The organism is Bacillus sp. B25(2016b), assembly GCF_001679765.1.
Taxonomy (GTDB): domain Bacteria; phylum Bacillota; class Bacilli; order Bacillales; family Bacillaceae_G; genus Bacillus_A; species Bacillus_A thuringiensis_K.
In genome coordinates this window covers 759556-781361 of record NZ_CP016285.1, presented here as the reverse complement: position 1 = coordinate 781361, position 21806 = coordinate 759556, and the positions used below count along the sequence as shown (strand labels likewise).

The window sequence follows — 21806 nt, the reverse complement described above, 5'->3', positions numbered from 1 at the left end:
ATCTGCCTCCATTAGTTTAGTTGGTTTGGTAATAATTTTTCGCTTAATTTAATGTTATCACGGTAGTCGATTGGAATATCAATAATGACAGGGCCGTCTGCTGCTAATGCGGATTTTAATACCCCTTCTAATTCATCAGGCGTGTTAACACGAAGACCTAACGCCCCGAAACTTTCCGCATATTTCACAAGATCAACATCGCCAAACTCTGTAGCTGATGTTCTGCCGTATTTCATCATTTGTTGGAATGCAACCATATCATATGTGCCGTCTCTCCAAACAAGATGGACGATTGGAGAATTTAAACGTACCGCCGTTTCTAACTCCATCGCTGAGAATAAGAAACCACCGTCACCTGATACGGAAACTACTTTTTTACCTGGTTCTACTAAAGTAGCTGCGATTGCCCAAGGAAGTGCAACACCTAACGTTTGCATGCCGTTACTAAATAATAATCTACGTGGTTCATAAGAACGGAAACATCTTGCCATCCAAATAGAATGGGAACCGATGTCACATGTAACGGTTGTATCGTCACTAATTAAAGAACGAAGTGTACGAATCACTTGAAGTGGATGCGTAACACCTTCTGCAGGACGATTTGGAACTTCTGCTTGTTCTGATAATTTCGCGCGTAATCGTTCTAATACCGCTTCTGATTTCGTACTTAATACAAGTTTCGGTAATTTCTCCGCGATGCTATTTACCGTTAAGGCAATATCACCAATTAATTCACGCTCTGGTTGGTAATCATGGTCGATATCTGCTTGATGGTCGTCAAGATGAATAATCGTTCTGTCGCCAAGTTTATTCCAGAACTTTGGATCATACTCGATTGGATCATAACCAATTGAAATAACAAGGTCTGCTTCTTCTAGTAAAATATCACCTGGTTGGTTACGGAATAATCCAACGCGGCCGAAGAAATGATCTTCTAACTCACGTGAAATCGCACCAGCTGCTTGATATGTTTCAACGACAGGAAGTTCTGTATCCGCAATTAATTTACGAACAGCTTTCGTCACTTCATTTGTGCTCGCTCTCATACCGAGTAAAATAACTGGTAATTTCGCTGATTTTATTTTTTCTACTACATATGTAATATCATGTGTGGGAGCGATTCCAAGCTGTGGCTTAGAAAGCGCACCGATAGACTCTACAGTTGTTTCCGCAGTCATAACGTCTTGCGGCAGACTTACTAAAGTAGCGCCTGGATTTGTGGAAGTTGCACTTCGGAATGCATTTGATAATGCTTCTGGCACATTATCAGGATGCTCTACTTCTACGCTATATTTTGTGATTGGTTCGAATAGTGCAGCATTATCCATAGATTGATGCGTACGTTTTAATCGATCCGTACGAGGTACTGCACCAGCTAAAGCAACAACGGGATCACTCTCCGCATTCGCAGTAACAAGACCTGTCGCTAAATTTGATGTCCCTGGTCCTGAAGTTACAAGACATACGCCCGGTTTCCCTGTTAATCTACCAATAGCAGCTGCCATAAATGCTGCGTTTTGTTCATGACGACAAACGATTAACTCTGGTCCTCTTTCTTGCAATACATCAAATACAGAGTCAATCTTCGCTCCTGGAATACCGAAAACATGTGTAACACCTTGTTTAATTAAACAATCAACAACAAGATCTGCTCCTTTTGTTTTTGTCTTCACGTCGTTTGCTTTTACATCTGTACTCAAAACTAATCACCCTTTATTTCATAATGTGTGTAATAAAGATTTTAATTTCACCTAGTTAATTAACGTGGTGAAGTATCGTTATCATTATATTACAAATGCATTATTTTTCCAACAATATGAATTCGACATTATTTTGACAAGATTCAAAGAATGCGCTTACAACCTTTTGTTTATCTTAAAATAACATTTTTATATCTCTTCTAAAAATACGCAAAAATATTTCCATCCATTTATAATATTAAAAATTTTATAGTACCTTGCAAAGAACAATAGTAAGTGATATATTTGTAAATAATGGAATAACCATTATTTGGAATTTTATTCACAATCTATATCTCCTTTCAAAAAGTAGATATAGATTGTGTGTGCTGTTTAGAAAAAAGATATGATTTTCAGCCATAATTCATCATTTTATAAAGGAAAGTGATTGTTATGAACAAAAGTGAATTTTTAGAGCAACTTAGTTCTTCCCTACGGAATATGCATATTTTAGAAAAGGAGGATATTATCTCGGAGTACGAAACTCATTTTATTAGTGGTAAACAGGATGGAATATCTGAAGAGGAAATTTCTAAAAAACTAGGAAACCCTAAAACTATCGCTAAAGAACTTAACGTTTCATATGCAATAAGCAACGCTGACAATAGGCGCAGCCTAAAAAACATTATGAAAGCACTGTTTTCTGTTATGAGCTTAAGTGTTTTAAACTTTATATTTATCATTATCGCCTTTTTCGTATTACTCTTTCTATTACCGCTTCTTCTAGCACTTATAATTGCTACACCGTTATTAATTATTTCGCCTATATTATTACTAGGGTTAGGATTCTTTAAAGGGTTTCATCAAATCAGTTATTCCGATGTTTACAATGTATTCATAGCTTTTTGCATCGGCTTACTAATATCAGTCATATGTTATCAAATAATAAAACATCTATACGTAGCTTTAGTTAAGTATTTGAAATGGAATGTAGCTATTTTGCAACGACACTAATGCAAAAGGAGATTAAGATGAAAAATTATATTTTATACCCACTCACGTTACTTACAATGTTATTTCTATCAGCTTGTTCAAACAGTGTACAGCCTAAGGAAAAAAATGATGTACAATCTATCAAAGATGTTGTTATTAAAGTTCCAGAAAATATATTTAGTTCCTCAAAGTAAAATGAAACTATTAGTGAAGACGAAATGAAACAAAATATAAAAAGTTATATAGATTATAGTTGGGAGTTATCTGAAAATATTATCCCTCTCGCTTCAACAAATTCTGATACTGATTTCACGGAACCTGACCGAGAAAAATTACAAAAGCTAATCGATTTAGCGAAACAAAACGATATGAATTTCCATGAGTTTATTAGTAATAATAATTTACCTAATGATTATAAAAAGCCTTCAAAAGAAATATATGAATTTATGTCTTCATCTACAGATATTTTCGTAGAGCTAGATCAAGAATTAGACAAACTCGCCCAAGATGGTAACTTATTCAAAGCCAATTTTTCTTTTACAAAACGCCTTGAGAAAATAAATGGGAGGAAACAAAAAGAGATTGAAAAGTTTTTGAACGAAAAAAACATTAAAACTTCAATTAACAGCAATAAAAAAATTAGATGTATTACATACCCCTTTCAAAATAACCAATAAGAAATGGCTATTTTGAAAGGGAGTTTTTGTGGTATAACTATTAAATTCCCTAAACAAAAAAGACGCTCCCATAGGAGCGTCTTCCACTATTACGCTTGTTGTTGCGCGCTATATAATTCTTCAAGTGGCTTCATGATAATTTTGTTAACGTCACCGATTACAACGTTTAGGCGTTGCTCAGTTTCCATTAATTTTGTAATTTTAGCATCTTGTTGAATGCGAGCTACAACTTCTTGTGCCTGTTGGTTGTCTTCTTCAGTGATTTCTTGGCCTTGCATCATTTTTTGTTGTAAGCTAAGTTGCATTGTACGGAACTCATCGAATAAGTTCTTTGAAGCCGCATCAGCTTGAACTGCTGCGTAGCTCTCTTTTAAAGTTTTGAAGTCTTCGTTTTCAGCGATTGCTTTTTGTAATTCATATGCAACATCATGAATGTTCTTTGTCATTTTATTTTTCCTCCTTTAGAAGGCTAGCGCTTTTCACTCGCACTGCCTTTTCAGTGCATTTACATACGCACCTCTTCTTACCATATCAAACTATGCAAGAGATGTGAAGAAATTTCACTTTTATTTCTATGTACTCACCTTATTATCTAAGAAACAATAGTAACAATCCTTGTACGAGTCCGATCATTCCGCCTAATAACGCTCCTAAATACGTAATCATTTTCAATTCGTTTTTCGTAATAGACAGAACTAGGTCTTCTAATCTTTCTGTTGAAAATGTAGACACCTCTTGCTGGACAATTTCCGCAAGGTGTAGATTGTTTAGTATACTCTCTACATTTTCTGTTCCCCACTTCAAGCCTTTCGTTACTGTGCTTGGAACCACTTTTTCAATAATTGTTTCTCGAACTGGTTCACATACTTGCTGAACAGATTGATTTAAAAACTTACTCACTGTTTCCTCTACTTTAACTGCTGACAGCACGGAGCTTACAATCATTTCTTTCTCTACAAATGCTTCTAATTCTTTTACATCTCTTCCTTTTAACTTTTCCCACTCTTTTTGCAGTACATCAGTTAAAAGCTGCTTTGTACCATCTTGACCTAAAAACTTAATAACTTCTGGCTGCACACGATCCACTACACTTACATTTCCTAAAAACATTCCGACTAAGTTAAGTAGCGTTCCGCGAGAAGCAAAGAAATCATCAATCATTTTTGAAAGACGCGCTTTCCCTTCTTCACTTTCAAAAAAGCTAATTCCTCGCTCTAAAATAAACGCCGAGGCATTCGGAATCGCATTCTCTATCTTTTCATGTACAGAATGAGGTAAAGCCTGTTCCCATGTATATGTATAATACTCTGCTAAAAATGCATGAATTTTTTCTGTAATCACATGTTCGATTTTTCGAATCGCTTCATCTTCTACATGCGCTACATTCCATTTCTCTAACATATGTCGCAGTGATTGTTCATTCGTAATTACTTTATCCACTTCTACTTTGGCCCAGTGGATTAAACCTTTTTGAAACTCTTCATTTGTTAACTTCTTTCCGATTCCTTCTGGTGTTAACAAATGCTCTACAACCATTTTCCCTAATTGAACAGCAAGTTCATCACGACGCTTCGGAATTAATCCTGGTGTAAATGGAACTTGAAACTTTCCGATATAAATAGGACGATGAGGACGAAATAACATTTTTATCGCTAGATGATTCGTATATCCCCCAATAATTGCTCCGAGTCCTGTCGTCGTTAACATATTTAACCATATATTCATTACAATCAACCTTTCACTTCTCCAAAACTATAGCATATCATCATACGGACAAAAGTATAATGGTATAAAAACGTATTTGCAATATATAGCTTCGCCTTTTATGCAAATAGTAGTAAAGGAGTGATTTCGTTGGTTCTCGGCCTTTTAACTTCTAAACTTCATTATGAGCAAACGTATTACACCGAAATCGCTAAACGCGCTCGGCTTTATCATAATGTCGTTGCCCAGTTTACGCCATTTTGTATTGATTCTAAAACAGACCTTGTTTCTGGTCTTATTTACGATACAGATACAGGAAAATGGAAAGAGCAAACATTCCCTATTCCTTCTTATATATATGATCGTTATTCTTTTCACGAGGAAACAGACTTTGAAAAAGCAAAATCAATTATTCACTCTTTGCACAACCGTCCTTCCACTACCTTTTTAAATAACACACTTATTAACTTAAGTGAACTACATGATTTATTTCTTACTAATAAAAAACTGTCTCCTTATATACCAAAATTTGAAGTGGCAACGATACAAATCATTTTCAAACTGTTGTTAAAAACTAAAGATATTATTATACGCCCCACTAATATACATTCTAAAGATAACTTATATCGAGTCGCTTACAAAAATAAAACGTTTCATATCGATACAGTAAATGAAAAATACCATACTTCTATTCCAATCAAGAGGACAGATGAATTTATATCTTGGTGTAAATCTAACATACGTTCATCACGCTACATAGTGCATACTATGCTACAACCACCAAATCAATTAACATATCCACTGCACATTCGAACCATTTTGCAAAAAAACAAAGAACAAACTTGGAATGTTATCGGTCAATTTATACAAAAAAGCTCATTTCCTAATCAGCTTTTACCCTCAGCAACGGACGATGATTCATTGCATTCATTTTCAAAAATTAAATACGTACTATCTAGTACAGGTGTGCAACTATTACACGACGCTTTACACGACATTATAAATGAAGTATTCCAAACACTAGATCAGTCTTATTCTTCGTTATTTGAACTAGAACTTTCCACAATTATGGATCAAAAAGGTGCAATCTGGCTTATGTATGTCAACACGATCCCTCCTTACGAACAATACATTCGTCATAGTGATTCATTAGCTGAAAAGATATTTCACGGACCACTTAAATTCAGTCGCTTTACACCATAATGAAAGGAGGTAAACCGATTTTGAAAGAACATATATATACATTAAATATTTCAGATGAACATCCAAATAGCATTACTTTACCTTACGTTTTTTCTATTACACCACCTATTACATCCCTCTCCTTCGGCATACGTCATATAGCAAGTGAAGAGGTGAAAATTCATTATTCCTTTACTCGCGAAATTATTATCGGAAAACATATTGCCGAAAAACTTTTACTGCCTCAATCAACTACTATTCATGCATTCACACAAAACCAAACGATTATTTTCGGACCATTGATTGGCATTTTTACAACTGGCTTTAACGATGATTCTTCTAACCCTTTAGGAAATCGTTCAATTGCTCTCAGTGAGTTGTTAACACCACCATTCTCATTACGACCGTTCGTATTCGTCTTTGGCGTTCAACATATAAACTGGGAAGAAGAAACGATTGAAGGATATTTCTTTCAAGAGAAACAATGGATAAAGAAAAAAGTCCCTTTACCAAATGTCATTTACGATCGATTACCGAATCGACAAGCGGAAAATTATAAACCAATTGTCAGAGCAAAAAGAAAGTTAGAACATGACTACTCCATCCCATGGTTTAACCCAGGTTTTTTCAATAAATGGGAAGTTCATCAACTTCTTATGAAAGACGAATCAATTAAACCCTTATTACCACATACAGAAACATTTCAGCATTTTGAACAAGTAGAACGGTTTCTTGGCACGTATAAATCAGTGTACATGAAACCAATACACGGGAGCTTTGGTAGAAATATTCATCAAATATTTTATTCTCAAACAGAGAATTGCTACTACTGTCGTTATCGCGAAAATGAAGAAAATAAACTGAGAAAGTATCAATCATTAGAAACTCTTCTAAACCACTTATTAAAAGGACATGATTTAAAAAAGTTTATCGTACAGCAAGGTATTTCGTTACTTCGTTTCGATGGGCAACCTGTTGATTTCCGCATTCATACAAATAAAAATCATTTCGGTAATTGGATAGTTAGTGCAATCGTCGCCAAAATCGCCGGCAAAGGCAGTTTAACAACGCACGTAAATAGTGGCGGTGATACAAAATTATTACAAGAGCTTTTTCCAGATTCAACGAAACAAGTTCAAATTGAAAATAAATTAAAACATACTGCCTTACAAATAAGTTACGCGCTCGATGAACAAGTAACCGGAAATATTGGAGAAATCGGTTTTGATATCGGTTTAGACACGAAGGAAAATCCATGGCTCTTTGAAGCCAACTCGAAACCTGGGCGAACTGTATTCCAAGATAAAAAATTAAAAGAGCAAAGCGAACTGACGCGCCAGTTATTTTACGAATATGCCGTCTACTTAACTGAACATTCTTTACGTGATACAAAAGAAAAAATGTCTCAAATAAAATCAGGGGCTTCATCAAACACCGAACATATCCCTTCTCCTATGATTCACTCACAAATACAAAAACAAAAACTTCCACCTAGATAATAAGGTGGAAGTTTTCTATTTACACAAGTTTTACTACAACCTCAGTTTCCACGTTACATACTCCGCAATAAAAAATATGATTGCAATATTCATTTGAATTATTATGCGTTAAACCATCTACTGCACTTAATAATTCTTGATCCATATAGGCACTATAATCGTCTATGTAATCTACAGACTTCCCATAATCTTGGAGTATACTTTGGCAATTTTGACAAGAATATGTTTGTGATTCTAATGCGTTGCAAAGCGGGCAAATCCCCATCATGATTCCTCCATACATTATCGTTTAAAGCCTCTCTTTTTTAGAGTGAAGAAAGAAAGCAACCTATCCAGGCATAGGAGCGGTCACTCCACCACTACTTAAAAATAGAACTATAAAGTTGCTACCGATTTCATTTTTTTTCAATAAATCATAAATAAGAAGCTAATGATTAGCCTACAAGTAATAGGCTACAAAGAGAAAAATATATTTAATACCCCTCTTAGTTTGGCCTGTTTTCTTAAAAATACAACGATTACTCTTATTTCATAATTTACGAAATCAATAAGTTTTTTTGACAAAATTTACAAATTATTATTTTGTATATCTTTCTAGGTAACATCCATACTATGAGTACAAACTTAATTACCGATGGATTAGCGCCAACCGGGGCGATAATCTGGTTCAACTCCAGCTAGTCCAACCAAAAAAACTTTTATAACTCTAAGGAGGATATATTCCTATGGCAAACCAAAATTCTTCAAATCAATTAGTAGTACCAGGTGCAACAGCTGCAATCGATCAAATGAAGTACGAAATCGCTCAAGAATTTGGTGTACAATTAGGAGCAGATTCTACGGCTCGCGCTAACGGTTCAGTTGGTGGAGAAATCACAAAACGTCTAGTTGCAATGGCTGAGCAAAGCCTTGGCGGATTCCACAAATAAATATATATGGCAAAAAGGTCTCAAGGCATATGCCTTGAGACCTTCCTTAATTTATTGCAACATTTGTAAAAACTTCTTCGTACGTTCTTCTTTTGGATTTGTAAATACTTCTTCTGGTGTACCTTGTTCGACAACGACACCACCATCCATGAAGATAACACGGTTCGCAATTTGATGTGCAAAACGCATTTCGTGCGTTACAATTACCATCGTCATGCCTTCTTTAGCAAGTTCCTTCATTACTTTTAGAACTTCTTGAACGAGTTCAGGATCAAGTGCTGACGTCGGCTCATCAAATAGTAACACTTCCGGCTCCATCGCAAGCGCGCGCGCAATTCCAACGCGCTGTTGCTGTCCGCCTGATAATTGGAACGGATATAAGTCTACTTTATCCGCAAGACCAACTTTTTCAAGGAAATAGTTTGCTTTTTTCTTCGCTTCTTCTTTCCCCATCTTTTTCACTGTAACGAGCCCTTCCATTACATTTTGAAGTGCTGTTAAATGCGGGAATAAGTTATGGTGCTGGAATACCATACCTGTTTGCGTACGAAGATTGACAATATCTTTCTTCGTTACTTTTTCAGAGAAGTCGAGTTCTTTATTACCGATGCGAATACTACCAGCGTTCGGCGTTTCTAACACGTTGAGACAACGTAAGAATGTCGTTTTACCAGATCCAGATGGCCCGATAATAACAACAACCTCGCCCTTCTCAACTGTTAAATCTATATGCTTTAGTACGGTATTATCTCCGAAACTTTTTTGTAAGTGCTGAATTGAAATCATAAAAACAAAAACTCCTTTTGTAAAAGGATTATTTTAATGTGTAGCGTTCTGAACGCTTTTCTAACATCTGTTGTACGATTGATAATAAGAAACAAATAACCCAATAAATAAGACCTGCCTCAAAATAAACAATTAAAAACTCGTAGTTCATCGCCGCAATTTCCTGCGCTTTTCGGAACATTTCTGTTACTAAAATTAACGATGCTAATGAAGTATCCTTCACTAAGCTAATAAATGTATTCGAAAGCGGCGGGATTGATACGCGCGTTGCTTGTGGTAAAATAACACGTTTTAATGCTTGTGGATATGTCATCCCAATTGTGTAAGCTGCTTCCCACTGCCCTTTCGGGATGGAAAGGATAGAAGCACGAATAATTTCAGATGCATATGCACCGACATTTAATGAAAATCCAACAACTGCTGCTGTATATGGCTCAACTTCAATATTAAGAGTTGGAAGACCATAGAAAATAATAAATAACTGTACAAGAAGTGGCGTTCCGCGAATGATAGATACATAGATACGAGCAATCCATTGTAAAATACGACTACCAGAAATACGTGCGAGTGCTGTTAACGTTGCCAGTATAATCCCGATAATAAATGTAATAAGCGTTAATGGAATTGTCGTAAAAACAGCTTCCTTCAGCATAGGCATGAAGGAAGACTGCATAATATCTGTCCAAGTAGACAATCGATCTGAAACCAATGCACTACTTAGATACATTTTCACCGAACCATTTTTTCGTTATTTTGTCATACGTACCGTCTTTTTTCATATCTTCTAACGCTTTATCTACTTCTTGTACAAGCTTAGTGCTACCTTTACGGAATAAGAATCCACTTTCTGAAGCTTCTTTTTCAGTATCTACAATTTTAATTTTTGCATCTTTTTTCGTTTCTAAATAATTTAATACTGATAACTTATCATTAATTGTAAAATCAACGCGTCCTGAAGCTAATAATTCTGCCGCTTGGCTAAATCCTTCTACACCAATAATTTCCGCACCATTTTTCTTAGCGATATCTGCATAGTTACTCGTTAAAGATTGTGCTCCTTTTAACCCTTTTACATCAGCAAATGTAGCAGGCTTATCTTTATCTTTTGCGATAACTAATGCCGCTGAAGATGAAATGTATGGTTTAGAGAAATCGTATTTCTTTTGACGATCTTCACGAATACCAACTTCGTTTGCAACCATATCGAAACGTTTTGCATCTAGGCCAGCAAGTAAGCTATCCCATTGTGTTTCTTTAAATACAGGTTTTACACCTAAACGTTTTGCAACTTCTTCCGATAGTTCAACGTCAAATCCAGTTAATTTATTGCTTGAATCGTGGAACGTAAATGGTGGATATGTACCTTCTGTACCAATTACAAGTTCACCGCTTTGTTTAATCTTTTGTAACGCGTCTTGACTAGCTGTATCTTTTTTCTCTTCTTTACCGCAGCCGGCTACAATCCCGATCGCTAATGTAGTTACTGCAAGCACTGAAAATAATTTCTTCATGATAGTAATCCTCCAAGTATTCTGATAGGAATTTAAAAACTATATTGATTGTATGCAATCTTGAACAATTTTTCAATGAAAATGTTCTTATTTAGTTTATCCTTTTTCTTCATAATCAAACAAAAGGGAAAAATAACGCTACATACAAAAAATAAGTAACATTTTTTAATATAGCATTTATAAAGAAAAAGGTAAAACAATACTTCTTATTCAACTGTAGTAATTTGCTAAAGAGTCGACATGTTCATCAATAAAAAAGAACTTGTGAAAATCACAAGTTCTCCCCCGTACATATTAAGCACTCTGATTACCTTCCATTTGCGTTTTATACATATCGTAATAACGCCCGCGCTTTTTCATTAGTTCATCATGAGACCCTTTTTCTAAAATCGTCCCTCTATCGAGCACAATAATTTGATCTGCGCTTTTAATCGTTGAAAGACGATGAGCAATAATAAATGTCGTTCTTCCTTTTTTTACAACTTCCAATGCTTGTTGAATCATCGCCTCTGTTTCTGTATCAATACTAGACGTTGCTTCATCTAAAATTAAAATAGCGGGATCAAAAGCAAGCGCCCTAGCAAACGATATAAGCTGACGTTCTCCGGTTGAAAGTGTACTTCCCTTTTCTGTAATTTCTTCATTTATATTGTTCGCAAATCTTTCAGCACCGACATCATGCAATGCTTTTATGATACGCTCTTTTGAAATTTTTTCGTTTTCTAAGCTTACATTGGAAGCAACCGTTCCGCTGAAAAGAAACGGGTCTTGCAGTACGATTCCCATATGCTCACGAGTTGCTTGTTTCGGCATTTCTTTTACATCGTGACCATCAATCGTAAGTTTCCCTTTTTCAAACTCATAAAATTGAAAGAGTACATTCATGATGGAACTTTTTCCTGATCCAGTATGACCGACAAGTGCCACTGTCTCGCCTTGTTTCGCTTCAAAAGAAATATTTTTTAACACTTCATCTTTTCCATTATAAGAAAATGATACATTATCAAATTTTACATTTCCTTTTAAACGAGGCATACGTTCTTCTTCTACCGCTTCTCCTTTTTCCTCTAACAATTCAAAGACACGTTCTGATGCAACGCGCGCTTGCTCTAAGTTTGCAAGCTGGTTCACCATATTCGTAATTGGCGAGAATAATCGTGTTAAATAATCGACGAACGCATACAGTACCCCAAGTGAAATAATACCTGTAGCACTTAATGACGCACCGCCGAAATACCAAATTACTCCTGTGAAAGCGATATTTCTTAATACGGCTACTAAGTTATGCGAAGTTGCTGCATTTAAATTTAAAATTTTATTTTGATACTTAAAATAATCGCCATTTAATTCTTCAAACTCTTTTTTCGTTTCACGCTCTTGACGGAACGCTTGAATAATTGGCATCCCTTGAATGGATTCATTCACTGTTCCGTTAATATCAGATAAACGCGAACGCATTTTATGATTGTATACAGACGCATATTTTCTATATAAAATGGCCCAAACAATTAAAATCGGGATAATTAACAAACATAATGAAGCGAGCTTCACATCTAGTAAAAATAGCGCAGCGAATATCCCAATAATATAAATGATACTAGAAACGAATGTTGCCAGCACCGTTACATATAAATCACGAATGGCCTCTGTATCATTCGTCACACGCGAAACGATTTTCCCCGCCGGTAAATGATCAAAGTACCGAATTGGCAACGTTTGAATATGAGAAAACACATCTTCCCTCATAATTTGAATAATTTTGTTCGCTGCCTTCTGTAAGAAAAATTGCTTTCCGTATGCAAATAATGATACGACTACTAGTAAAGCGAAATAGCCACCACCAAGCAATAATAGACGGTTTATTTCCGGTTTATAAAACGCAAACACTTCTTCTTTCGTTAATGCTTTCGCTTTATACACTTGCACCGCCTTACCATTTTGAACGGTAATCATCCCCCCTTTTACAGTACGTGATCCTTCAATATTCACTTTATTCGGTACAAAATAATATTGAAAACCAACTTGCATCACACGTACTTCTTTACCTTTTGTCTCGCCTTGCTGGAAGCGATCGCTTCGCTTATAAAAGGCGCCATTATACGAAACAGCCTCTTCACTCTGTTCTGTTTCATACCAAGGTTTCTCTATCCCGACGATATGATCGTCAATCATCGTTTTAGCGACGAAAGGACCGGCAAGCTCTGCGATGACGAAAATAAATAACATTAACATCGCTGCAAAAATCGTCCCTTTCACTTTCATCGCGTATTGAAATAATCGTTTTGAAACGCTCATATTTTCACCCCACTATCCGCACTTTCACTTTCTCCTTGTTGTCTTTCAAACTGCTCAGCATACCAGCCTCCCTTTTGGATAAGCTGAGCATGCGTACCTTCTTCTATAACTGCGCCTTCATCCATAACGAGAATCCAATCCGCATGTTGTACGGCAGATAAACGATGCGTCGTAATAATCGTCGTCTTTCCGCTTCTTTCCGTTCTTATATTTTCAATGATCGCTGCTTCCGTACGAGCATCTACAGCTGATAAAGAATCATCCAAAATTAAAATTTCTGGATTTTGAATAACAGCTCTTGCGATCGAAATCCTTTGTTTTTGCCCTCCTGATAAAGAAACACCTTTCTCTCCAACGAGCGTTTCTAACCCTTCTGGTAAAAACTCTAAATCCTTTTTAAACGCAGCAATTTCAATTGCTTTCTCTAGTTCTTCTTCCGTCGCTTCCCTATTTCCGAATAAAATATTTTCTCGCGCTGTTTTTGAGAACAAAATATGCTCCTGTGGTACATAACCAATCCAGCCGAGTACATTTTCATTCGTCATTTTATCTAATGTCACATCAGAAACTGCAATATCTCCATCTCCAAGCGGATATTGGCGAAGAAGCTGACGTACAAGCGTCGTTTTCCCGCTTCCTGTTTTTCCGACAACCCCTAGCGTTTCTCCTTGCTTTAATGTGAAAGAAACCTTTTTTAAATTTGTTTCAGTTGATGAAGGATATGAGAAAGACACATCATCAAACTGAATATAATCCGGCTCTTGCACAAGCTTTGGATGTTTCGGATTCTTTACATCTGGTTCATACGCTAATGTTTCATTTACACGGTCTAATGAAGCATTTCCTCTTTGCATAACATTAATTAATTCACCAATTGCAAACATCGGCCAAATCATCATCCCTAAATACACGTTAAATGAAACAAGTTCACCAAGTGTTACCTTTGATTGAAATACAAGATATGCGCCGTACACTAAACCGATTAAATAACTAAGGCCAACAAGCATTTTCACAGTTGGTTGGAATAATGCGTCAATTCTCGCTACTTTCATATTTTTTTCGTAGACGTCATCTCCTAAGTGATGAAATCTTTCCTCGTCTGCATTCTCTTGTACGTATGCACGAATAACGCGCACACCAGCGATTGATTCAAGCACTTTATCGTTCATATCACCAAACGCATCTTGCGCAACTGTAAATCTTTCATGCAATTTCTTTCCATATATATTCATCGCATACGCCATAATTGGAAGCGGGATAAGCGCCGCAAATGTAAGCTCCCAACTAATTGTAAATCCCATCATAAAGACAATCGTAAGCATATATAAACTCGAATCCACGAGCGTTAATATACCAAAACCAGCTGTCATAGCGATTGCTTTCAAATCATTTGTCGCTCTCGCCATTAAATCACCAGTACGATTTTTTTGATAAAAAGTCGGCGTCATCTTAAGTAAATGCCCCATAAATTTAGAGCGCATCGTTTTCTCAAGTACGAATGCACCTCCAAACAATTGATGTTGCCATACGAAAGTAAGACCATACCCAACGATTGTAACCCCTATTAAAATAAGAATAGACTGTATAATAGCTTCGTTTGATAACGTTCCTGTTTTTATGTTATCTATCGTAACCCCTAACACTTTCGGGGGAATCACTTCAACTATATTCACAATTAAAAGAGCTCCAATGGCAATACTATATCTCTTCCAGTGCTCTTTAAAAAACCATTTTAACTTTAGTAATACTGATAACAATGTAACCTCTCCCTTCTCGTTCTCGTTTACTTCTCATTTCTTTATCCACTATCCAAACCCATTACATTTACATTTCGTAACCCATACAATCTCATCACATTTGTCCACCTTCCAAAGTTTTATATAGGAATATGGAAAATAAACAAAAAAAAGCATACCGCCGCTTGACGATATGCACAAAAATGCATAAAAAGCGTACGTTACGATATACGCAACGTACGCTTTTTATAAGACAGAGAATGCCTTATATATCCGCACGGGTTGCGTAATGATATGAATGTTTTCTGCCATTTAACAGAGCTAAACCCATTACATTTACGATTACAATCATTACGCACACCCCTTTCATTTATTTTCCATTTATAATCTTACAACTTTATTGAGTATTCTGTCAATTTTTTTTTTTACAGATCGAATGAAAATATACGATACATCATTTTGAAATAAGGGAATGTTCTGTAAGAAAGGGCATACAAAATAAAAAAATAATAAGAAATCGTTTTCACAAACATTTCATTTGAAAAATGTTATCAAACCCCCTACAATCACCTTATACTCACTCTTACAAGTTGCTATTTTAGGAGGACTAATCATGACAACTAGCAATACGTACAAATTTTATTTAAATGGAGAATGGAGAGAAAGCTCTTCAGGAGAAACAATCGAAATTCCATCTCCATACTTACACGAAGTAATTGGACAAGTACAAGCAATTACTCGCGGAGAAGTAGATGAAGCAATTGCATCTGCAAAAGAAGCTCAAAAATCATGGGCAGAAGCTTCTCTACAAGATCGCGCAAAATATTTATATAAATGGGCTGATGAGCTCGTAAATATGCAAGATGAAATTGCCGATATCATTATGAAAGAAGTCGGTAAAGGATATAAAGATGCGAAGAAAGAAGTTGTTCGTACAGCTGACTTCATTCGTTACACGATCGAAGAAGCTTTACACATGCACGGAGAAAGCATGATGGGCGATAGCTTCCCGGGCGGTACAAAATCTAAACTTGCGATTATCCAACGCGCACCACTTGGTGTTGTATTAGCAATCGCACCGTTTAACTACCCAGTAAACTTATCTGCTGCAAAACTTGCACCAGCATTAATTATGGGTAACGCTGTTATTTTCAAACCAGCAACTCAAGGTGCAATTAGTGGTATTAAAATGGTGGAAGCACTTCACAAAGCTGGCCTTCCAAAAGGTCTTGTAAACGTAGCTACAGGACGCGGTTCTGTAATTGGTGACTACTTAGTAGAACACGAAGGCATCAATATGGTATCGTTCACAGGTGGTACAAACACAGGTAAACATTTAGCGAAAAAAGCTTCAATGATTCCACTTGTATTAGAACTTGGTGGTAAAGATCCTGGTATCGTTCGTGAAGATGCTGACTTACAAGATGCTGCAAACCATATCGTAAGCGGTGCATTCTCTTACTCTGGTCAACGTTGTACAGCTATTAAACGTGTACTTGTACACGAAAACGTAGCGGACGAGCTTGTTAGCTTATTAAAAGCGCAAGTAGCTGAACTATCAGTTGGATCTCCAGAACAAGACAGCACAATCGTTCCATTAATCGACGACAAGTCTGCTGACTTCGTTCAAGGCTTAGTTGACGATGCTGTTGAAAAAGGTGCTACAATCGTTATCGGTAACAAACGTGAGCGTAACTTAATTTACCCAACATTAATCGACCACGTAACAGAAGAAATGAAAGTTGCTTGGGAAGAGCCATTCGGCCCAATCCTTCCAATCATCCGTGTTTCTTCAGATGAGCAAGCAATTGAGATTGCTAACAAATCAGAGTTCGGTCTGCAAGCAAGTGTCTTCACAAAAGACATTAACAAAGCATTTGCAATTGCTAACAAAATCGAAACTGGTTCTGTTCAAATTAACGGACGCACAGAGCGCGGCCCTGACCACTTCCCATTCATCGGTGTAAAAGGTTCAGGTATGGGCGCACAAGGTATTCGTAAGAGCCTTGAGTCTATGACACGTGAAAAAGTAACTGTATTAAACTTAGTTTAATCTTATAAAAAGAAGCTGATCTATTTTTAGATCAGCTTCTTTTCTATATATACTTCCAAAAAACAGAGTAGTTAGTTCTACTTCCGATTTGGTTTTCCAAATCGAACTAAAACATGCCATAATAATTTTAATTCCTGAAGCACTTCTTCATAAGTACCACGATCACTCCAAGATAATGGATTGCGTTTCAAATCCACTACAACAGAGCCAATTATATTTGCATCGATACAATGATTCCTTGCAATGCGTCTTGCTAAAGATGGCATTTTTGAACCTCTAAAATCCATCGGAACTTCGTCTACCATAAGTACAAAACCGATGTGCCAATACAAATCAATCGCATACTTCAGGCAAATTTCTTCTAAAACTTTTCCTATATCCGTACCCTTAAATGAAGGATCTACAACAAGCACCTCTACGTCTTCTTTAAGAGAAATCTCTCCATGAATTTGCGCTTCAATATAATGATTAAGATTACGGGCTGGCTCTTTGCTTACTAAATCTATAAACGGCCTTTTCAGATTACCCAGTAAATGATTAATTAATATTGTCGGAGTCAAATTCCCTTCACCAATTGCAAAGTCTCTTACAAATGTCTCTTCCAAAAGAGCAGCTAAAATCATATCAAACTCCTCATAAGTCCCCTTTTCTTTCGGATCTTGATGCGAATCTAAATACGTATATGTAGAGCGCGAAGAAACTTTTGGAGATAAGAGAAAATAACATGAACCAAAACGTGGAGCCGGCCCATCTGGATGTAACATTAAATTTAGCGCTCCATATTTTGGCCGTTGATCATTCGTTACGCCTTCTAATTGATATGCTCCTCCAAATATTCTCTTTTCCCAAAGGTCACGTTCACCACCAGGGTAAGCAGATACGCTTCCATTAGATAGCAATGTTTCAAACTGACTTTTATATATTCCTTGCTCAAACAGTGCTTCAGCAACACTTTTCATACTCGAATCTAGTCTGTCTGGATGAAAGTGTAAAGCAATCCGTGCATGAGATTTTAAATTAGCGACAGCTTCTTCAAATATTTCATCTGTAATATTAGACATTTTAAGTATATGATTAATTGTTGCTTTAGCCTCTCGTTTTTCGTTCTCTGCATATTTTGAAATATACTCTAAAGCAAATAATTGAGATCTTGATAATTCCATAATCCAATCTCCCCTTTAATTGAAATGACCTTAATCAATTCAATTAAAAGCTTAGTCTTTCCTTCTTATGAAACGAACCTTATTTATTTAAAAACGTAATTTACTAAATCTTAATTATGCATACACGCATTTTGCATAGGCAAATGTACACATTCTACAGAAATTTGATACCCTAGCCATTGCTCAGCAATATGTTCAAATGATAAAACAGATCCCGTCGTAAAAAACGATGCTTCGGATTCAGATTGTCAGACAAAATTCCTTTGTGCTGTAAAATGGTACTTAACTCTATCGCTGTTTCTTCTGCAGAACTAATAATCGTTACATCTTCTCCTAACTCACTTTTAATCACAAACTCTTCTCTATAATCTGATTATTACTATATCCATTGACGTATAAAAATTCATTTGTTACTCTTAAAGACGTTAATTTAATATTTAAATCCTCATTCGTATCTCGGTGAGGTAGAGGTTGCAATCATTAAGAGTATCATTTCAGGAGATGTAGTGGCATTGATGAAGGAATGAGAAAGGAATGGTTGCCGAAGTAAGTCGTGTCCACCATGCACGCTTGCTGGGTCTGCATTTAATAAGTGCAGAACTGTCACAAACGTTTCGTTTGTGGAGAGCTATCGAGAGGTATGTCGTGGGTTTCTTATAAGATAGAAAGCATGTAGCGGCAAATTACGTGCTTTTTTTGTTTTGTTTGGGACTTCTCTTCCTGACTCAGGAAGACATACATATCTCCTCGCTTGACTTGGTTATACTAACTTTGGAGGTATTTTCTATGCAACAAAAAAAATGGGGCTTTTGGGTACTAACAGCTTTCGTTGTCGGTAACATGGTTGGCGCTGGTATTTTCATGGTGCCAAGTACGTTGGCACAAACAGCAAGCCCACTCGGTGTCACTTTAGCTTGGTTAACTACAGGGTTTGGTGTTTTAATGCTAGCTCTTGTTTTCGGTAATTTAGCAATTCGTCGTCCTGATTTAACGACAGGGCCACAAAGTCATGCATATGCTTTATTCTCAACACCAAAAAAGAAAAAAATGGCTGGTTTCAGTATGGTATGGGGATATTGGGTTGCAAACTGGGCAAGTAACGTTGCCATCATTACATCATTTGCGGGATATTTATCACTCTTCTTCCCAATTATGAAAGATACGCGACTACTATTTTCAATCGGTTCGTTTAACGTAGAAGTCGGAAAACTAATTACATTTACGATTTGTTCCATCTTACTTTGGGGAACTCATATTATATTAACAAACGGTGTAAGCGGAGCTGGAAAGCTAAACTTTTTAGCAACAACAACGAAAGTAACTGGATTCCTTTTATTCATCGTCGTTACGTTATTTGCATTCGAAGCTTCTAAGTTTGGACAATGGTACACACCGATGATTGATAAATCAGGTGCATCACACGGTCTTCTTTCACAAGTAAATTTAGCTGCTCTTACAACGCTTTGGGCGTTTATCGGAATTGAATCAGCCGTTCTTTTATCAAACCGTGCTGTTTCTCCAAAAACGGTAAAACGTGCAACAGTTGCGGGATTACTTATTACAGTTGCGATTTACTTAGGAATTACAATTTTAACAATGGGTGTACTTCACGTTGATACATTACAAGCTTCTGAACGTCCATTAGCAGATGCACTAAATGCTGCAATGGGTCACGGCGGCGGGAAACTGATGGCATTACTTGCTCTTACTTCCCTGTTCGGTTCTATCTTAGGCTGGATTTTATTAAGCTCAGAAGTACCTTATCAAGCAGCAAAAGAAGGTTTCTTCCCTTCCTTCTTCACGAAAACAAATAAAAAAGGAAGTCCAATTTACTCATTACGATTAACAAACATTATGTCTCAAGTATTCCTATTCTCAACATTATCAGGAACCATTGCGGAAGCTTATACATTCGTTATTACCGTATCAACACTGGCCTACCTCATTCCATATCTCGTTTCACCAATCTTCCAGTTAAAACTAGTCGCAACTGGTGAAACATATAAAAATGAAATGCGGGCAAGAATTACAGATGGCATAGTCGCAGTTATCGCACTTTGCTACGCACTATGGGTTATTAAAACTGGCGCATCCGATATAAAAACGTTCCTTCTCGGAATTGGTTTATTCGTAATTGGATTTGCTTTCTATCCATTAATGAATCGTGATCAGAAAAAAAATAACGAAAAGAAAAACGGGCAAGTTGCATAACGCAATTTGCTCGTTTTTTCTTTTGTAAAACATATATAATAGAACAAAGAGGTGAAAAACATGTCAATCGAATCGCTATGGAGCAGTCGCTTCCAACAACATATTCAAAATATCATTACATACTTTGCACGTATGATTAACGGTTTACTATATAGCTTTATCTTTATTTCATGCGTTGGCGCATATTATTATGCTCAGTTTCTAAAAGCATCTCCTTCTAAAGGAATATCTTTAATAATTATAACGATTGTACTTACATTCCTTATAACGAGATGCCCTATCCGTACATTTATTCAAAAACCTGATGCTGTCTATTTACTAGCACTAGAAGAGAAATTAACATCTTATTTCAAAAAATCTCTTCTATACAATTACATCATTCAGCTTTTCCCATTGTTATTTACGTTCCTTATTCTCGTTCCACTTGCTATGCAATCATTACAATTAACTGTACCTTTTTTATGTACAATCTTTATCGTGTTAATGATTACGAAAGCCTGGAACATGTACATACATTGGATGTGGCGTGATAGTCACGAAAAAAATATATGGCTGATCATTCGTATTACTTGTAACGCCCTAATCATTTACATGCTGTTTTATTCCGCAAATGTTCTCATATTGGGCGGACTACTCTTACTACTTGCTTTCCTACTTCTATATACGAAAAAACAGCCTACAAAACGAATACCGTGGGATTACATAATTGAGCAAGAAGAAAAAATGAACGTTCGTTTCTATCAATTTGCTAGCATCTTCACCGATGTTCCGCAACTAAACAAGCAAGTAAATAAAAGAAAATGGCTTACAACTTGGATTGAACCTTTATTACATAAAAAACGAGCAACTTTCTTCTATTTACATACACTCGCATTTTTACGCGGGAATGATTATTTCGGTATATATATTCGCTTAGGGCTGATTGGTGCCTTCGCCTTATATTTTATACCAAACATATACGTAAAGGGCGCTATCGCTTACATCGTCCTATATATGATTTCTATGCAGCTCCGTTCCCTATGGAAATATTTTTCGGGAAATATTATTGTAGCATTATATCCAATTGATACTGAAAAACGACTGAATCAATTTCTTCACTTAATCTTTATATTGTTAAGCATTCAGCTCATTGTATTTTCAATTGTTATACTCCTTGCTACAGGAGAAATTTTACATAGCCTTATCATTATGATTATCGGGTTACTCTGGATCAAATTTATTATTGTACCAAAAACGAAGCAACGTGTTTCCTCGTTTTAACGAAAAGAATTATCTTAAACGCCAAGGAGAAAATAAATTTTCTCCTTGGCGTTTTATTTTTTTCCTCAAACAAGAATCACCGGAACAACCGATATTTTATGATTTTACATACAAAAATGATAATACAT

Annotated in this window: 17 protein-coding genes, 2 pseudogenes and 1 riboswitch; of the genes and pseudogenes, 8 read left to right on the top strand and 11 right to left on the bottom strand. The window is 36.2% G+C overall.

Annotation, left to right across the window (positions count from 1 at the left end; all coding sequences use genetic code 11):
* Positions 1–11: 11 nt before the first annotated feature.
* The gene (gene alsS / locus BAQ53_RS04080; protein WP_000102394.1) at positions 12–1700 is read right to left on the bottom strand and encodes an acetolactate synthase AlsS; all 1689 of its coding nucleotides are present in this window, start codon (positions 1698–1700) and stop codon (positions 12–14) included.
* Between the two features lie 432 nt (positions 1701–2132).
* On the opposite strand from alsS, the gene BAQ53_RS04075 reads away from it, so the two are divergent.
* Positions 2133–2693, top strand: a complete 561-nt coding sequence (locus tag BAQ53_RS04075) for an HAAS signaling domain-containing protein (RefSeq protein ID WP_046946579.1) — start codon at positions 2133–2135, stop codon at positions 2691–2693.
* A 17-nt stretch (positions 2694–2710) separates the two neighbouring features.
* Positions 2711–3349 (top strand): annotated as a pseudogene (locus BAQ53_RS04070) (NDxxF motif lipoprotein).
* A gap of 89 nt (positions 3350–3438) precedes the next feature.
* Here BAQ53_RS04070 and BAQ53_RS04065 read toward each other — a convergent pair.
* Positions 3439–3795 (bottom strand): YlbF/YmcA family competence regulator, encoded by a 357-nt coding sequence (locus BAQ53_RS04065; protein ID WP_000164612.1) that lies wholly within the window; start codon positions 3793–3795, stop codon positions 3439–3441.
* Between the two features lie 142 nt (positions 3796–3937).
* Complete coding sequence (locus BAQ53_RS04060; protein WP_061884832.1) at positions 3938–5074, bottom strand: DUF445 domain-containing protein; 1137 nt, start codon at positions 5072–5074, stop codon at positions 3938–3940.
* A gap of 129 nt (positions 5075–5203) precedes the next feature.
* Between BAQ53_RS04060 and BAQ53_RS04055 the strand changes: the two genes are divergently transcribed.
* Entirely contained in the window at positions 5204–6256 is a 1053-nt protein-coding gene (locus tag BAQ53_RS04055; RefSeq protein WP_000242822.1) for a YheC/YheD family endospore coat-associated protein, read from the top strand.
* Positions 6257–6276: 20 nt separating this feature from the next.
* Positions 6277–7734 (top strand): YheC/YheD family endospore coat-associated protein, encoded by a 1458-nt coding sequence (locus tag BAQ53_RS04050; RefSeq protein ID WP_208906503.1) that lies wholly within the window; start codon positions 6277–6279, stop codon positions 7732–7734.
* 19 nt (positions 7735–7753) lie between these two features.
* Here BAQ53_RS04050 and BAQ53_RS04045 read toward each other — a convergent pair whose 3' ends face one another.
* The gene (locus BAQ53_RS04045; RefSeq protein ID WP_000510474.1) at positions 7754–7999 is read right to left on the bottom strand and encodes a hypothetical protein; all 246 of its coding nucleotides are present in this window, start codon (positions 7997–7999) and stop codon (positions 7754–7756) included.
* A 460-nt stretch (positions 8000–8459) separates the two neighbouring features.
* Between BAQ53_RS04045 and sasP the strand changes: the two genes are divergently transcribed.
* Positions 8460–8663 (top strand): small acid-soluble spore protein, SasP family, encoded by a 204-nt coding sequence (gene sasP / locus BAQ53_RS04040; RefSeq protein WP_000013338.1) that lies wholly within the window; start codon positions 8460–8462, stop codon positions 8661–8663.
* Positions 8664–8714: 51 nt separating this feature from the next.
* Here sasP and BAQ53_RS04035 read toward each other — a convergent pair whose 3' ends face one another.
* The 5 genes from BAQ53_RS04035 to BAQ53_RS04015 all read right to left on the bottom strand — a co-directional run bounded on the left by BAQ53_RS04035 (position 8715) and on the right by BAQ53_RS04015 (position 15012).
* Entirely contained in the window at positions 8715–9449 is a 735-nt protein-coding gene (locus BAQ53_RS04035; RefSeq protein ID WP_000623612.1) for an amino acid ABC transporter ATP-binding protein, read from the bottom strand.
* A gap of 28 nt (positions 9450–9477) precedes the next feature.
* A complete protein-coding gene (locus BAQ53_RS04030) occupies positions 9478–10176 on the bottom strand; it encodes an amino acid ABC transporter permease (RefSeq protein ID WP_000281502.1) in 699 nt (232 codons plus the stop codon).
* On the bottom strand, positions 10163–10960 hold the full coding sequence (locus BAQ53_RS04025) for an amino acid ABC transporter substrate-binding protein (protein WP_046946570.1): 798 nt from the start codon (positions 10958–10960) through the stop codon (positions 10163–10165). Before BAQ53_RS04025 ends, BAQ53_RS04030 begins: the two co-directional genes overlap by 14 nt.
* Before the next feature lie 294 nt (positions 10961–11254).
* Positions 11255–13255 (bottom strand): ABC transporter ATP-binding protein, encoded by a 2001-nt coding sequence (locus BAQ53_RS04020; RefSeq protein WP_000116656.1) that lies wholly within the window; start codon positions 13253–13255, stop codon positions 11255–11257.
* The gene (locus tag BAQ53_RS04015) at positions 13252–15012 is read right to left on the bottom strand and encodes an ABC transporter ATP-binding protein (protein WP_208906502.1); all 1761 of its coding nucleotides are present in this window, start codon (positions 15010–15012) and stop codon (positions 13252–13254) included. The genes BAQ53_RS04020 and BAQ53_RS04015 overlap by 4 nt, the downstream gene beginning before the upstream one ends.
* A 592-nt stretch (positions 15013–15604) precedes the next feature.
* On the opposite strand from BAQ53_RS04015, the gene gapN reads away from it, so the two are divergent.
* Positions 15605–17044 carry an NADP-dependent glyceraldehyde-3-phosphate dehydrogenase gene (gene gapN, locus BAQ53_RS04010; RefSeq protein ID WP_000213634.1) on the top strand — a complete coding sequence of 480 codons (1440 nt, stop codon included), beginning with the start codon at positions 15605–15607 and terminating at the stop codon, positions 17042–17044.
* 77 nt (positions 17045–17121) lie between these two features.
* Here gapN and BAQ53_RS04005 read toward each other — a convergent pair whose 3' ends face one another.
* Positions 17122–18207, bottom strand: coding sequence for a DUF3626 domain-containing protein (locus tag BAQ53_RS04005; RefSeq protein WP_208906501.1), 1086 nt, complete (start codon positions 18205–18207; stop codon positions 17122–17124).
* 110 nt (positions 18208–18317) lie between these two features.
* A pseudogene (locus tag BAQ53_RS04000) lies at positions 18318–18565 on the bottom strand (glutamate racemase); the annotation flags it as partial.
* A gap of 99 nt (positions 18566–18664) precedes the next feature.
* Positions 18665–18846, top strand: a riboswitch (Lysine riboswitch).
* Positions 18847–18993: 147 nt separating this feature from the next.
* Here BAQ53_RS04000 and BAQ53_RS03995 point away from each other — a divergent pair.
* Positions 18994–20418, top strand: coding sequence for an amino acid permease (locus BAQ53_RS03995; RefSeq protein ID WP_001186308.1), 1425 nt, complete (start codon positions 18994–18996; stop codon positions 20416–20418).
* Between the two features lie 60 nt (positions 20419–20478).
* Positions 20479–21678 (top strand): ABC transporter permease, encoded by a 1200-nt coding sequence (locus BAQ53_RS03990; RefSeq protein ID WP_000021376.1) that lies wholly within the window; start codon positions 20479–20481, stop codon positions 21676–21678.
* The last annotated feature ends 128 nt before the right edge of the window (positions 21679–21806 follow it).